This is a genomic window from Paenibacillus aquistagni (genome assembly GCF_900177815.1).
GTDB classification, from domain to species: Bacteria; Bacillota; Bacilli; order Paenibacillales; family Paenibacillaceae; genus Paenibacillus_B; species Paenibacillus_B aquistagni.
In genome coordinates this window covers 1,440,875-1,455,948 of record NZ_FXAZ01000001.1, presented here as the reverse complement: position 1 = coordinate 1,455,948, position 15,074 = coordinate 1,440,875, and the positions used below count along the sequence as shown (strand labels likewise).

Genomic DNA, 15,074 nt, shown 5'->3' with positions numbered 1-15,074 from the left:
TGGAGATGAATACACTTGGGTTTACCATCGTTGGTTTTGGAACCATTGCAAAGACACATATGGTCGCGCTCAGGACGCTGCCGATTATTAAGCCACTGCCATTAACGCCAGTACTGGATGCATTGGTGACAAGAAGACCTGAGGAGCTTAAGCATCAAGCTGAACAGATTGGCTTTTCTTATATTACGTCAGATCTTAATGAAGCTTTGAAGCGTGAACAAACGCAAGCTGTAAGCATTTGTACGCCTAATTCGCTGCATGCGGAGCAGGTTAAAGCTGCAGTACAGCATGGCAAAGCGATTTATTGCGAGAAGCCTGTGACGGAGAGCGGTCAAGCGACTCGTGCCCTGCTTCAGGACATTCCCGAGCAATATAACGAGCAGCTTGCTTTTGTATTTCGATATCATCCTGCTGTAATGCATATGCGGGAATGGCTCCTTGAAGGCGTCCTTGGAGAGGTATTGCAGTGTAAAGTTACGTATCTGCGCTCAGGTTACCTGAATGCAAAGCGGCCGGTGAGCTGGAGGCTTAGCGACTCCTTGTCAGGAGGCGGTGCGATTACCGATATTGGTGTTCATGCGCTTGACCTTGTGCGTCATTTATTTGGTGAGTTCAAGCATGTTGACGGTCAAGCGTATACGTTCGTGCCAGAACGTCCCTCTGCGGCTGGAGCAGCGGATCATGTGCGCGTGAAGGTTGATGATTGGGCGACAATGGCCTATCAGACGGAGCAAGGGGTTAGAGGACAAGTAGAAGTGTCGCGTATCGCGTATGGCGCGGATGCCTTCCGAATTGACATTGTCGGCACAAAAGGAAGCATTACAGCCGATCTGGAAAAAGATAAACGTCCAACCCTTCATTTATTAGATGGAACGGTTCCGGTACTGCCTATTCCATCAGCGTTGGAGCTGCTTCCAGATGATAAAGCAACCCTTGGCGTGTTTCAGGACAGTCACACAGCAGCACTGCATCATTTTATTCTGCGTCAAGCTGGTGACGAGCGCTGGAGCGAACTTGCGCCTACGATTCGAGATGGGTATGCCGTCGAGAAATGGGTTGATCATGTGCTTAAGCAATCGGAGCAGAACGAGAGCTAGCCGAAGAGGGCGCTGTCGAATGCGAATATTGAATTGATAATAAAGCGGTCGTTAATTAATGTTATAAATTAATAAATGGCCGATGCGAAAGGGATGGATGATGATGACTTCTGCATCGGGTCGAATATATGCGCTTATTGATTTGGATGGAACGATGTTTCATGGATCAGAACGAATTGATGGTGCGGAACTCTTCATTCGTGCGCTACAGGAGTGGAGCATTCCGTATTTGTTCGTGACGAACAATTCTTCAAGAACGGCGGAGGAGGTGTCAGGGCTGCTCAACCACATGGATATCCCTGCACGCCCGGAAGATGTGCTTACAACGGCTCAAGCTGCAGCTTTGTACATTAAGCGTAATTATGAAGGAAAACGGGTATATATGATAGGAGAAACGGGTCTTGAGCAGGCCTGTAATGAAGCTGGATTGAATTGGACTGTCGAGATGGATGAAGCTTACGCGGGTGAGATTGAGGTCGTCGTACAAGGAATCGATCGGAGCTTCAATTATGCAAAGCTTGAGGCAGCCTCCACGGCAGTGCGCAAAGGTGCCGTGTTTATCGCAACGAATCCTGATGTTATGCTGCCATCAGATCGAGGGCTGTCTCCAGGCTCAGGCAGTCTTAGCCGAGCGATTGAAGCGGCGTCAGGCGTGAAGCCTATTTATATTGGCAAGCCTGAGCCCATTATAATGAATATTGCGCTTGATCGGCTTCAGTGCACACCGCAGGAGGCTATCGTTATTGGAGACAACATGATGACGGATATGCTGGCAGGCGCGCGAGCTGGATGTCGTACTGCGCTGGTGCTTACAGGTGTGACCACGTCGGAGAATCTTGCATCCTATAAAGCATCATCCGGTGTAGAGCCTGAAGTGATCTGCAGCACGTTAGCTGAGATGAAGGATTGGTTATACAGAGAATATACTCGAAATCAAGGTGTAATGAAGCATACAGAGAGGAAGAGATATGATGTGGGAACTTCCAGAAATCGAGCGTGAGCGTAAAAAGCTTGATCAGCGATTTGTAGGGCAGCGGATTCGTGCTGTTAAGCTGCAGAAGGAGTCTTGGGCCAATGTGACGTTGACAGAGTTGCAAGAACAGCTGGTTGGCAGACAGCTGCTCTATGCGGAACGCAGAAGCAAATCCATTATTTTTCATTTGGATGACGGACATCGCTTGATGTTAAATATGACGAGTCTTGGTCAACTAACGACCCATACCCATGACTTTAATAAGGATGATGCTCAGGATGCTCAGCAGAAATGGCAGCTGTCTATTGCGTTTGATGATGGAAGCTGGAGCATAGCTGGGGCAAGATCTATTACGTTACAGTGGATCAGCGCAAGGGAGTTGGATGAGCAGCTGAAAGCAGTGGGGCCTGAGCCATTGTCGAGAAATATGTCGCCAGCCCTTCTAAAGCAGCGTTTTGAAAAGCGCAGATCGTCCTTGAAAACGGCACTTTCAAATCCAGCCCTTATTGCTGGAATATCATCTACGCTTGCTGACGAGATCGCTTTTCGTGCAGGACTTCTGCCGACGGTACGAATTGAAACCTTGAATGATGAAGATTATCAAGCACTGTATCATGCACTGACGGAGTGGTTAAAGGACTCCTTTGAAGCAGAAGATTCATCGGCAGATAAGATTTATGCTGTTGCTAATCGAGCTGGCGCACATTGCGTGCAATGTGACTCGGTGCTTGAAGAAACACAGATTAATGGTCGACAAGCGGTATTTTGTTCTAACTGTCAGCATGAGCATGCACAGGTCCCAGCTCATGCATCCAAGTAATGAAGACACGCCAGCTTCACTATGGCTGTCATGTGAAAAAGCACGGAAGCTTCATTCATGCAGTTGACGAGGCGTTAAGGCTTCAAGAAGCCGAAGGCGTATCGTGCATTCAGCTGTTCGGCAAAAATCCGAGAAGCATAGAGCAGCACCAATGGTCGCAACGGGACGCGGCTATATGTAAAGACAAACTTCAGCAAGCTGGCATTCGATGCTTTACGCATTCTGCATATGTATTGAATCTAGCGATACATGTCAGCGATCAGCCAGAATGGTTTCAAAAGACAGCAGCAAGCCTCATGCAAGAATTGATAATTGCAGATGCGCTTGGAGCACAAGGGGTTGTCGTTCACTTTGGAACCATTAAGCATCAAAATAAGCTTCAAGGCTATCAAGACATTCTCACGATGCTGAATACAATCACACCGGTATGGAACGGATCTGCACGGATTTTGTTGGAGAATCAAGCGGGCATGCACGGTGGACTTGGCATTATGTTCGAGGAATTAACGAATATCCGCAAGCTTTGCATGCACCCTGAGAAGATCGGCTTCTGCTTCGATACTTGTCATGCTTATGTCAGCGGCTTGTGGCGCGCAGATGAAGCTGGTGGAACGGCAGAATTGCTCAAATCGGGAGCGGAGCATGGCTTCTGGCCCCATGTTGAGCTCATTCATTTGAATGATACGCTTGAAGCCGCTGGTTCAAAAAAAGATCGTCATGCTCGCTTTGGCACTGGCATCATCTCTCAGGCGGCATTTAAGGAACTGCTCACAAGCGAGGAGCTGCTTCATAAGCCGATGATTCTTGAAACAGAGCCGATCGGACCTCAATTGCATGCGGATGAATGGGAGCAATTACGAAGTTTGCTGAATGAGAAGTAAGCATACAGTTGAGGTATGCTATCCGCTAATGGCTGCAAGCCATCTGAATACGCACGTATAAGGGAGAGGTGAATGGATGATTCATATTTATCTGGATGACTGGCGCAGGCGACCCGATGGCTTCGTACTTGCACGCAATATGGACGAGTGCTTGGAGCTTCTTCAAAGCGATGAGGTTGATATTTTATCCTTGGATCATGATTTGGGACCTGGAGAGCCTACAGGGACCGAACTTGTGCAGGAGATGATTCGACGCGGCCTTTATGCCAAACGCATATATTTGCACACATCAAGCGCCTTAGGCCGTCAGCGCATGTATCAATTGCTGTATGAGCATAAGCCAGAAGGCGTTGCTTTGTTCAACGGTCCGATGCCCATTGCTGTCCTAGAGGAAGTCAAGCGAGAGGCGCAATGAACGAGGTGTCAGGCGAGCAGGTCAAGGCAGCGCTGCGTGAAGGAACGGTATTGCCGTTAATGGACGCCTTATATGTATACAGCCCTTTTTGTGGAACCTGCCGCTTGGCAGAACGCTTGTTGGAAGTGGTGAATGAATCGCTGCCTGACTGTCGATTAATGAAGTTAAATATTATGCGGCATCCTGATCTTGCAGCCCAGCTGAGGATTAAAAGTGTGCCGTGTGTTATAAAATGGCATTCATCACACCCTGAGAAGCAGTCGAAATATATTTATGCCATGCATTCTGTAACGCATTTGTATGAGGAGCTGCAAGGGAGGTTCGATCAATGATTGAGATCAACGATGTATCCTATCGCCGAGAGGATCGCTGGATTCTGCAAGATTTGCAGTGGAAGACAAGTGCGAATGAGCAGTGGGTCGTACTAGGGCGCAATGGATCAGGCAAGACAACCTTGCTGGAGCTCCTAATGGGATACCAGTTTCCAACAACAGGGCAGGTCAATGTACTTGGCCATCGCTACGGCCGAGTTGATGTTAGAGAGGTTCGGAAAGAAATCGGCTACATCGGGCAATCCTTAATGGAAAAGATAACGCTGCGCGATCCTGTGTGGGAGATCGTTGCGACAGGAGCAAATGCGTTTTTACGCCTCTATGAACACATTGATGACGAGATCCGTGAACGAGCGCAGGAGAATCTTCGCTTAGTGCGCCTTGAACATCTAGCAGATCAGCCTATCGGTGTCTGTTCTCAAGGCGAGCGCAAAAAAATTCTGCTTGCTCGTGCGTTAATGAGCAATCCGAAGCTTCTGATTATGGACGAGCCGTGCTCTGGCCTAGATTTGTACGAGCGTGAGAAATGGCTGCTCGATCTAGCAGCTTTAGGCGAGAGAGATGTTCACATTGTGTATGTGACACATCACTTGGAAGAAATCATTCCGATCTTCAGCCATGTGGCCTTACTAGAAGGCGGACAATTTATTGCTGCAGGACCTAAGCATGAAGTTTTAACAGAACAAAATCTTTCTCAAACCTATGGAATGCCCGTATCGCTCGATTGGATGGATGAACGTCCATGGGTGAGAGTGAAGAGAACGACGAATCGTTAGAGGAGAACGACTTTTTGACACATATAGGTGAACAATTATCGGATATACAGTTACCCAAGCAGTTTGAGACATCATCCCATTGGATGATTACGGCCAATCATGGTTTTATACCGTATGCGCAGGAAGAATTGCGGCGTACTTACGGCAAGCTGAAGAGTCAAATTCTTGTTTCAGGAGAAGTGGCGCTTATGGAGCTTCCGGAAAATCATGAGAAGGTATGGGAGATGCAGCGTACAGCACCTTCGATCTTTGTAAGAGATATGTTTCCGATATTGGCTGCAGCAAAGACAAGTGAGGAACTGACTCAAGATCGGCTTGAGAACCTATGGGAGAGGATTAAAGAAAGAGCAGGCCTCTACCTAGAAGAACCAACATCGATATCGATTCATACTCGTAAAAGTGGAAAGCTAAGCAGCTTCGATCTGCACGAACTCCGAGCAGGCTTGCAGCAAATCATGGAAGGCGAGGGCCATCAAGTGGTCATTCAGGCGCCGCATCTAATCTGCTCAGTGTATGAGCATGAGGAGATGCTTTACTTTGGTCTATCTACATTGGTAGATCAAGGGGTGGATTGGCCCGGCGGCGCGATTCGCTTTCAACGGGAGGAAGGGCAAATCTCGCGTGCAAAGTTCAAGCTGCTTGAGGCTGAACAAGTATTTGGCATTGACTTTAGCCAATTCAAGAGCGGCTTGGACATTGGAGCAGCGCCAGGCGGATGGAGCAGCTTGCTGCTTGAGCGCGGGGTCGAAGTGACGGCGGTTGACCCCGCTAAAATGCATGAGAGCTTGCAGGGCCATCCTCAATTGACAATCATTAACCAGAATGCGGGCGAGGTTGCTTTTGAGCCAAATGAATTTGACTTGCTCGTATGTGATATGAGTTGGAATCCCAAGCATACGGCGCAGCTTGTCATTCAATTGCTTGACGCTGTACAGCGTGGCGGAACGGTCATTGTGACGGTAAAGCTTATGCATAAGAAGCCGCTGCAAACGATACGAGATTGCATGGAAATGTTTGAACATGATCTCCAGATCTTAAGAGCGAAGCAGTTGTTCCATAATCGTGACGAGATCACCTTGTATATGATTAAATATTAACCACATCAAATAAATTATTTCATTATTTTGGGTAATATGGACTAGACAGTAGGTAAGGGTCCTATTATAATAGCATCAACAACGCAAAATGAATGAATACCTACTGGGAAAGCATCCCGAGTATGGCCTGTAAGAGGCCGTATTCGGGTTTTTTGTGTTTTCTGGCAGTTCTGTGAAGGAGGAATGAAGGTGAGGCCCGCTTCTCGATTAGAAGTAGGAAGCTTGTTTCAGCAGCGCTATCGAATAGAGAAGCTGATTGGCGTTGGAGGAATGGGCTACGTCTATCTTGCCTCTGATCTTCGCTTAATGGGGAAGACCTGGGCGATTAAGGAGAGCATCCCTATTCACTACAATCAAGCGCATCTGCTGCAGGAAGCCAAGTGGCTTACGGAACTGAAACATCCGAATTTGCCGTTAATCGTAGACTTCTATCCTCCACACGAGGATGACCGGGCTTATCTGGTGATGGAGTATATCGACGGCGAGACTCTTGCTGAGCGGATAAGCCGCCAATCGATCACTTTTCGAGAGGCTGTTGATCTCTGTATACAGCTATGTGATGCGTTAAGTTATTTGCATGGACATTCACCGCCAATTATTTATCGGGATATGAAGCCATCTAATGTGATGCTTACGCGATTGGGGCAAGTAAAGCTAATCGATTTCGGCATAGCAAGAGCACATAAGGACGAGATCAGCTCAGATACGATAAAGCTCGGTACATTAGGGTTTGCTGCGCCGGAGCAATATGAAGATGTCCAAAGTGATGCAAGAACTGATCTTTACGGTGTAGGCGCTCTGATGGCATTTGTGCTGTCAGATGGACACTGGCAGGGACACAACTCCTTTCGAGCGAGCATGCTTCGGTCTGATGTGCCAGAAAGCATGGTCTCTATTATACTGAAGCTTCTGTCCAAGAGGCCAGCGGACCGTTACCAAGATGCTCATTCTCTCAGGACAGATCTTCATGGCTGTTTGCTAACTGCATCGGCAGGCAATGCCAGTCAACAAGATCTTGTTCAACCCTATTCGACCGGCGCCTTGAACAAAGGCATCGTTATTGCTTGCATGAGCGCTGCAGCAGGGCTAGGGTGTACACATGCGTCGATCCTTATAGCCAATGTGTTAAACCGTACAGCACACGGTCGGATAGCATTCATCGATTACAGCAGCACTGAGCTGTCGGTGGTTGAACAATTATCAACCTTTATTGACGGCGAGGAGCGTTTTTATCAGGAAGAGCAGAAGCTCCGCTATCAAGGAGTGGATTATTTTCACACGAGTCATTTGAAGCGCAAGCACGACGGCAATTTTTTGCCGTTCCTTCTCCATGAGTATGATTATATTGTGCTGGATATCGGGTTTTCGCAGTCGAGTGATCATGTGGATGAATTTATGAGAGCTGCCTTTAGCTTGCTCATTCACAGCATATCTGCTTGGAAGCATCAGCAGTGCATGCAAGCCGTACATCTTCTTGAGGAGCGAAGATTCAATCAATGGATATGTGCGGTTCCGCACGCTGGAGATAAGGAACTGCGGTCCTCTGCTGCAAGGTCATATGGCAGACACCTTATCTCGGTTCCAACCGTGTCGAATCCGTTTATGATAGACGAGAGAATCGAGAAGTGGCTGGAGCAGTGGTTCCAGAGTGCAGCTAAGAAAAAAAGAAGATTTTACTTTCACAAGTGGCTGAGTTCATAGAAGAATGCTCAGCAAATGCTTTTAATTAATGAGATTAAATATTGATCGAAGTCTAAGTGAACTGCAGGATGGGGGCAGTTAGTTAATGTCATTAAATATAAGATGGACAAGAAGGACGAAGCAGCTCGTTATGACAGCAGCGATATCCATTGCTGCTACTGGTGCGTTGGGTGGTGGATTGCAGTTCTATACCCATTATCTGTGGCAAAAAGAGAAGCAAGCATTAGCCAAGGATTTGCTTGAGACGAAGAACATCATGTCGCAATACCAAATTGATGATGCTCCCATTACAATGACTGACACATGGGTGTTTCAAAAGGAAATGGCTGCAGGCGCTGTTGTTCAAGAGGAGGATATAGGCAGGCTAAGGCTTCCAGCATCAATGGTTCCTCCTTCAATGCAAATGAGCCAACAGGATATTGTTGGCAAGGTGATGAAGCTGCAGATCGGGTCGAACATCCCGATTACGAGTGAGCTGTTAGCTCAACAAGATGATGTGAGAGAAGATGCAAGATGGGTGGAGACAGCTGTGATTCAGCTTCCATTAGAGCTGAGGCAGAATGAAGCAATCGATGTGCGGATTCGTTTTTCTGATGGACAAGACTATGTTGTTCTAACTAAAAAGTGGGTTAAAAAGCTTCAGCAGCCAACACTCTGGATGTATCTCTCTGAGCAGGAACTCCTAACGATGTCATCTGCATATGTAGATGCATTCATAAATGGGGGGCAAATCTATGCACTGCGATATATTGAACCGATGCTTCAACAGGAGGCGATCGTCAATTATCCCGTTAATGAAGCTGTGTATAAGCTTATGGAGAAGAATCCGAATCTCTTGGAGACAGCTCGTCAAGCCTTGTCACTTCAATCGCGAAAAGTGCTTGAGGAGCGGTTGCAGAGGAGTGCTGTTACCCAGACTGAAGCTCACCTCAGCTTTATAAATGATGATGCTAACCATGCAGGAGGGGGGATAAGGAATCGCAGCCAGAGCCAGTCTCCATTTATTGGACATTCGCAAGCGGCAGCTAGGACTTCGCCGTTTGTCGGAGAACAAGGACTGGAGCCATCGACAACCGAGCTTCCTCAAGATCCTGCCCCCTCTTATCAGCAATCAACAGACCATCAGAAGCAGCTTCAGGAGGATGGATTAATAAAGCAGTCTGAGAATCTGGAAGAACGGAATGAAGGCGCTTCCTCGGACAGTTATGGAGATTATGTCAGGAAGGCCATTGGAGACAGCTTGCCAGGTGAACCAAAGATGAAGACGTCGCAGTAGCACGTCATCGAATAATCTGTTTACTCCAATATGAATAAAACAGGAGGAGTGCGAACCGTGAACATCGCTTATTATGTGGGCGCATGTGATAAAAGCGATATGCTGCTGGCTGTAGCCGCATTGTTAAGTCGCTTGGAACGTAAAGTGCTGTTAATCGATGGAACTACCCTTGGTTGGCTAAAGTTCCGCAACGGAGCATGGGTCACGAAGGAACAGTGGGTGGCATGGAATGGATGGGACTGCGCATCCGGAGTTCGAGATTGGAATGAAGTAGAAGCATTAGTCCAGGCATTGCATATCGATCTTGAGGGATATGACAATATCATCATTGATACGGACCAAATAGACTTTTATCCAGCTGAACGGTTCAGCAGCTTGGATGAGAAATACTTGGTGCTGACAGCAGAGACAAGCTCCATCCATCGTCACTTGGAATGGATGATGCTCTATGAGCTGCAGCATCAAAGGGATATTAATGATCAACTGCAGTTTATTATTATGCATGCCGCGGATCCGCAAGAGGATAGACGATATGTCGAGCAGGTCCTGACTTCTGCGGGCGTGCATTCAACAAGAGAGCCGCTCGTCATTCCGTATGAAGAATCGGACTGGATCGCTAAGCTTAGAAGCGATACCCGCCAGACCATTGAGCTTAAGCTTTATGCCAGATCGACCAGGGATGTATGGAGAGAATTGGTGGAGAGCTCCGCAGGTCCGTTGACGGACAAGATATGGCGTACAATCATTAAAGGATCACTGAGAGGAAGCAGACACCATGAAGCCATATAAGCATTGGACGGTTAATGCTGCTCACCGACATGCAAGGGGTCAGACAACCATTACAATTCTCTTAGGCCTGCATTTATCCTTGAATGGATTTAAAGTGCTTATTGTGCACGACCATTATTCCGCCTGTGCATTTCAATCCTACCGTTCGAGATGGAAGCAAGCGAGTGCTTCATCGCCTGAAGAGAAGTGGCGTACTTCTCAACCAACGATGCTGGAAGGCTGGCAGGCAATCGCGCGCATGGCTGCATCCCAGCAGCTGACCCCGGAGCTTTTCATTTCTTCTACCATACCGGTGCTTCCCCAATTGGATCGATTGGAGCTGCAGCTTGATGGACAGCGTGAGCAGGATTCTAGACTTCCTTACGATAGCATGGAGGCAGAGACAGGCATTACGGAGATCGCAGCAGCTGCCTATGACTTGATTTTATGGGACATCGGTTATTATCGAGAACGAGAATCTGCACATCATAACGTACAAATGAGCTGTATTCATCTAATATCACAAGATGAAGCTAATCTAGCTGAATTTCAAGCTGTTGCTAAGCGTCAATCATCCTTTTCATTTCAAGCTGCTGTTTTGAATATGCATGATCCTTTGCTGACAATGAATATTCGTTATGCCAAGCGTAAGTGCAAAGACGTGTCCATACATGCAATACCTTATGATTCAAGTCTGCGGCAGAGCATGGCAGAGGGCATGCTCATTGCTTATTACTTAAAGGAACAGCATCGTCATGAGCGAGGGGAATCCGTGCCATTGATTGAGAGTGTGGACGGAATCGTCAGAGAAATCATGGATGTATCCAGTCATGTTGGACGTCCGAAATGGAGGAGGGACTTAAGGTGGGGGTAGCAGCACATGGAATGAATGTCGCTTTAATTGTTGCCACCCTCCTTATGGTTATTGGCATCGTCATCATTCGATTCAAGCAGAGAGATGTCCATCAAAGGCCTCCTGCCCCCAAAATATGGACTTGGCTTCAGCTAGAGCTAATGGTAAAAGAGGCGCTGCAGCAGCTGACTTCAGACCCATTGCTGGATCATTACGGGAATGAAGAGAGCTTTCGTCGTGAATATTCGAGAAGAGCTCAATTAAGAAATGCATTACGAAGTTGTGCAAGTGGGGATACGGCTCAAAAAAAATACATCATCTCCATTATAAAAGAGCTTTTACAGTCGCAAGTCCAGTGGTCAAACGAACAATGGAATGCGCTTATTGCATTCGATCAACCGAATCTGCTTACAGCTCGGGATCAATTTGACATTTTGCTGTATCAGAATGCCAAGCAGCATGGTTATGATGCGATGCACAGACTGATGCAAAACTATCATTGGGATGAGCTAAGGCAGCGAGGCGGTGACAATGGCGATGAATACCATTATTACGAGATTGACGAGCAGGATATTAAACATGCATACCGTACTGAGCAATTACACTGTACACCAGAAGACCGCATCGCAATTGTTGCCCAACGGATCTATCAGAGCTACAAAGGGTTGTCGGTCATCGATGCACTGCGTGATATGAAGATTGATGGCATATCGGGCGGTGTAAGCGGAACAGGGGCTTATGGGAGTATCTCTACCATTCTTTCTACACGTTTGGACTGGAATCAGGGGCTTGAGTACAGGGAAGACACTCAAGCATGCAATAGTGTCTGGTTGTTTTATCAAGGAAAATCGATTCGATTAAGTTTTTTAGGCTTTGGAAGTGAGTCTGAGTTGAAGCGAGTATGTCACAATATCTATAAGCATGGAGCTCCTGGCCCCTTAACGGAAGCAGATGGATATCGCGTGAATGATATGAAGGATGGGTCGCGTGTGGTCGTGCTTCGGCCTCCATTTGCAGAATCCTGGTCCTTTTTTGTGCGCAAGTTCAACCGTGACAAGCCGTCCTTGGAGCTGCTCCTCATGGACCAGCATGCGGACCTTGCCATTACGCTTCTGCGATTCCTTATGAAAGGAGCGAGAATTACGGCAATAACGGGAGCTCAAGGCTCTGGGAAGACTACGCTGCTGATGGCCATGATTCAGTCTATTTATGGGTTCTATCCAATTCGTGTTCAGGAGCAGGCCTTTGAGCTTCACCTAAGAGACATGTATCCTGAACGCAATATACTCACGCTGCGTGAGACCGACATGATTGCAGGTCAAGATGGACTAGACGTACAGAAGAAGACCGATGGCGCTGTCCATATTCTTGGCGAGGTTGCTTCAGATCCTGTTGCTGCATGGATGATACAGATGTCGCAGGTTGCAAGCCTGTTTACGGTTTTCACGCATCATGCCAAGACTTTTCCGGATCTGATCTTGTCGCTTCGCAACTCCTTATTGAAGACAGGAATGTTCCAAAATGAGAAGGTTGCTGAGCAGCAGGTCGCAGCGGTAATTCATTACAATATACACCTCACACGTGATGCGCAAGGCAAACGTTATATTGAACGCATCACCGAGTGCATTCCTCGCTATGGGAAGAAGCAGGATCAAGTAGAAAGGAGAGATGCTGATGAACGCTCGGCGGATGAGTCAGGAGCATGGGCTCCCTATATTCAAGCGGCATCCGCATATTATATCGAACAGCAGCAGTCTCATGCGTTTGAGTATCGCAACATTATCGAATATAAGGACGGACGATATATGTGGGTGAATGAGCTGTCTGATCATCAGGTCAATCGCATGAAGGAAGAGATGACTGCGCAGGATGCGTTTCAATTCGATCAGTGGCTGACAGCGAGGAGAGGGGAGCATGTCCATGCAAACGCTATTTCTGCTGCTTGCGATTAGCAGCCTCGTCATCGCGGCCGGACTGTGGTTTGTTGTCATAAGGATGGATCGATCCTCATCTTTTCTCAGCTATTCATTCCGATCCATTTCCATCCCCAGATACAAAAGAGGGCTGCGAGCGAGTTATCTTATGTTTCAACGAATGCCGTTGCTAAGAAGGAAGTTGAAATCGATTCGTGTCCAGCTCACCAGCTTATATGGCTACGATGAATGGATATTGCGAGAAAAGTCTGCCCAAATCATGTGGGGGCTGTGGATTACAGCCATAACGGTTATTGTTTTCTTTTTTTGGTTTGAACAGGATTGGATATCTATTCTTATGCTGGTTCTCGTGCTAAGTATCGCAGAGAGCCTCTATACAGACTTTGTCATTCAACGCGGCGATCTGCAGCTGCTTCAGCAAAGCATACATCTGTTTACGCAGATACGCCATGCCTATCAACGGCACCGCATGGTCGAACTGGCTATAGAAGAAGCGCTGGATCAGGCTGGGCCTGCTGTTAGACCTCATTTGGAAAGGCTGTATCAATCACAGATTGATCCAGATGGCGACAAGGCATTGCTAGAGTATGATGAGCACGCGCCAAACCGTCATTATCGTTTATTTGCAAGGCTGTCGCGCTTGGTATCCGAGTATGGCGATCCCATCGAAAGGGATCGGTCCACTTATTTGACAGGGCTTTCTATGCTTGTTTCGGATATGCAAACGGAGCATCTAATGCGCAGAAAGCTTGATTCCTTATTGAAAGGGTTGAAGATGATTGCGGTCATTCCGATATTGTTTGCAAATCCAATAGAGCAGTGGGCGCGCTCCTTTTTCCCCAATATGAATCATTTTTATGATAGTCAGACGGGCTGGCTTATCCATCTTCTTGTGTTTCTATGCGTCATTCTATGTCATCGGTTGCTAGGGGAGCTCCAATGGAGACAGCCGCGTTTGCAGCCGCAAAGTTCGCGGGTGCCATCCTTCCAGCGCTCAGAACCGTGGAAGTGGGTGAATAGAGGTGTAGAGCTATGGATAAGCAGAATTCCACGAACATCCTTGCATCGGCAGCTTCATCTGCTGCGAGAAGCAAATGAAGCCAGGTCTTTATTGCATTGGTATCGACATCGTTTATGGAATGCTGCTGCATTAGGTGCACTGGCATTATGGGTATGCATCATGCTGCAGGTGGTCTCATTTCAGCAATTAAAGGCGCCTGAAGCGTGGCTGTATCAGGATGCTAGTCTATCGCATACCGAGGTGCGATGGGCTGCTAGCGGCATGGATCATTCCATGAATGAGAGAGCGGACCGCCAGCTTAGACTCAAAGAAGAAGCTGCCAAGTATCGCCGCATTACGCTTGAAGTGCTGAAGTCTGCTTCTTCCCAAGAGGATCGAGAACAGCAGCTGCAGGCAAACATTCGAGAATACCACCCTGAATGGAGTACAACTTCCATACGTAATTATGCAAAGCAATTGCTTAAGCAAGGCATTGGATGGCAGCAGCCCGTATTCTGGTGGTGGCAGCTGCTGCTGACAATCGTCGTGTGCGTGTTAGGGTATCATGGACCGAATGTACTGCTTTTGTTTAAGAAGAAATGGCGTCTTATGGAGATGCGTCTTGAGATCAGCCAGTTCTATTCCATCATTATGCTGCTTCGCTCCTTCAACAAGATGACGTCAGAGCAATTGCTTGAGTGGATGGCTAGAAGCTCGGTATGCTGTCGAGAAGCACTGCTTAAGTGTCTCCTTCATTGGGATAGCGGCGCTGAGGCAGCTCTGCAAGAGCTGCGAAAGGATATCCCTTATCCTGACTTTACAAGGCTCGTGAACCAGCTAGAGCTGGCATACGATAAGATTCCGCTTCGGCTTGCCTTCGATGATGCAGAGCAGAGCTGGATCTATGAACAGGAGATGCGCAAGCAGCAGGAAGAAGAAGCGGTCCAGGCGAAGGCGGTGTGGGGGCAGTGGATTGGCTTTGCGCCCATGTATGCCATTATTTTTTTGTATCTCGTTATGCCGCTTATGTGGCTCAGCATGAAGCAGATGACAGAATCCTTTGTTCAGATTAACCAATTGTAGAACAGAGTTCTATCAATGAGAGGCTTAGAAGCATGGGGTTCGTAAATTATACAACGTGAAGGGGTGCA

The 15,074-nt window shown here is 47.5% G+C and carries 14 protein-coding genes; all 14 read left to right on the top strand.

Translation table 11 applies throughout. The annotated features are described in order from the left end of the window. Positions 1–5 precede the first annotated feature (5 nt). The 14 genes from B9Y93_RS06820 to B9Y93_RS06755 all read left to right on the top strand — a co-directional run bounded on the left by B9Y93_RS06820 (position 6) and on the right by B9Y93_RS06755 (position 15,006). Complete coding sequence (locus tag B9Y93_RS06820; RefSeq protein WP_085494003.1) at positions 6–1,097, top strand: Gfo/Idh/MocA family protein; 1,092 nt, start codon at positions 6–8, stop codon at positions 1,095–1,097. A 103-nt stretch (positions 1,098–1,200) separates the two neighbouring features. Further along, a complete protein-coding gene (locus tag B9Y93_RS06815) occupies positions 1,201–2,097 on the top strand; it encodes a TIGR01457 family HAD-type hydrolase (protein ID WP_097675937.1) in 897 nt (298 codons plus the stop codon). Continuing rightward, the gene (locus B9Y93_RS06810; protein ID WP_085493544.1) at positions 2,066–2,890 is read left to right on the top strand and encodes a DNA-formamidopyrimidine glycosylase family protein; all 825 of its coding nucleotides are present in this window, start codon (positions 2,066–2,068) and stop codon (positions 2,888–2,890) included. The genes B9Y93_RS06815 and B9Y93_RS06810 overlap by 32 nt, the downstream gene beginning before the upstream one ends. Continuing rightward, positions 2,890–3,771 carry a deoxyribonuclease IV gene (locus B9Y93_RS06805; RefSeq protein WP_085493543.1) on the top strand — a complete coding sequence of 294 codons (882 nt, stop codon included), beginning with the start codon at positions 2,890–2,892 and terminating at the stop codon, positions 3,769–3,771. Before B9Y93_RS06810 ends, B9Y93_RS06805 begins: the two co-directional genes overlap by 1 nt. Before the next feature lie 76 nt (positions 3,772–3,847). Beyond that, positions 3,848–4,186, top strand: a complete 339-nt coding sequence (locus B9Y93_RS06800; RefSeq protein WP_085493542.1) for a cyclic-phosphate processing receiver domain-containing protein — start codon at positions 3,848–3,850, stop codon at positions 4,184–4,186. Further along, positions 4,183–4,518 carry a thioredoxin family protein gene (locus tag B9Y93_RS06795; protein WP_085493541.1) on the top strand — a complete coding sequence of 112 codons (336 nt, stop codon included), beginning with the start codon at positions 4,183–4,185 and terminating at the stop codon, positions 4,516–4,518. Before B9Y93_RS06800 ends, B9Y93_RS06795 begins: the two co-directional genes overlap by 4 nt. Then, on the top strand, positions 4,515–5,294 hold the full coding sequence (locus B9Y93_RS06790) for an ABC transporter ATP-binding protein (RefSeq protein ID WP_085493540.1): 780 nt from the start codon (positions 4,515–4,517) through the stop codon (positions 5,292–5,294). The genes B9Y93_RS06795 and B9Y93_RS06790 overlap by 4 nt, the downstream gene beginning before the upstream one ends. 14 nt (positions 5,295–5,308) lie before the next feature. Beyond that, positions 5,309–6,391, top strand: coding sequence for an SAM-dependent methyltransferase (locus tag B9Y93_RS06785; RefSeq protein WP_244903307.1), 1,083 nt, complete (start codon positions 5,309–5,311; stop codon positions 6,389–6,391). Between the two features lie 189 nt (positions 6,392–6,580). Then, a complete protein-coding gene (locus tag B9Y93_RS06780) occupies positions 6,581–8,092 on the top strand; it encodes a serine/threonine protein kinase (protein WP_170936537.1) in 1,512 nt (503 codons plus the stop codon). 85 nt (positions 8,093–8,177) lie between these two features. Beyond that, on the top strand, positions 8,178–9,368 hold the full coding sequence (locus B9Y93_RS06775; RefSeq protein WP_085493537.1) for an SAF domain-containing protein: 1,191 nt from the start codon (positions 8,178–8,180) through the stop codon (positions 9,366–9,368). 57 nt (positions 9,369–9,425) lie between these two features. Further along, positions 9,426–10,157, top strand: a complete 732-nt coding sequence (locus B9Y93_RS06770; RefSeq protein WP_085493536.1) for a hypothetical protein — start codon at positions 9,426–9,428, stop codon at positions 10,155–10,157. Beyond that, entirely contained in the window at positions 10,144–11,010 is an 867-nt protein-coding gene (locus B9Y93_RS06765; RefSeq protein ID WP_085493535.1) for a hypothetical protein, read from the top strand. Before B9Y93_RS06770 ends, B9Y93_RS06765 begins: the two co-directional genes overlap by 14 nt. Continuing rightward, on the top strand, positions 11,001–12,941 hold the full coding sequence (locus B9Y93_RS06760) for an ATPase, T2SS/T4P/T4SS family (protein WP_244903306.1): 1,941 nt from the start codon (positions 11,001–11,003) through the stop codon (positions 12,939–12,941). Before B9Y93_RS06765 ends, B9Y93_RS06760 begins: the two co-directional genes overlap by 10 nt. Beyond that, positions 12,904–15,006 carry a hypothetical protein gene (locus B9Y93_RS06755; RefSeq protein WP_085493533.1) on the top strand — a complete coding sequence of 701 codons (2,103 nt, stop codon included), beginning with the start codon at positions 12,904–12,906 and terminating at the stop codon, positions 15,004–15,006. Before B9Y93_RS06760 ends, B9Y93_RS06755 begins: the two co-directional genes overlap by 38 nt. Positions 15,007–15,074: the final 68 nt, after the last annotated feature.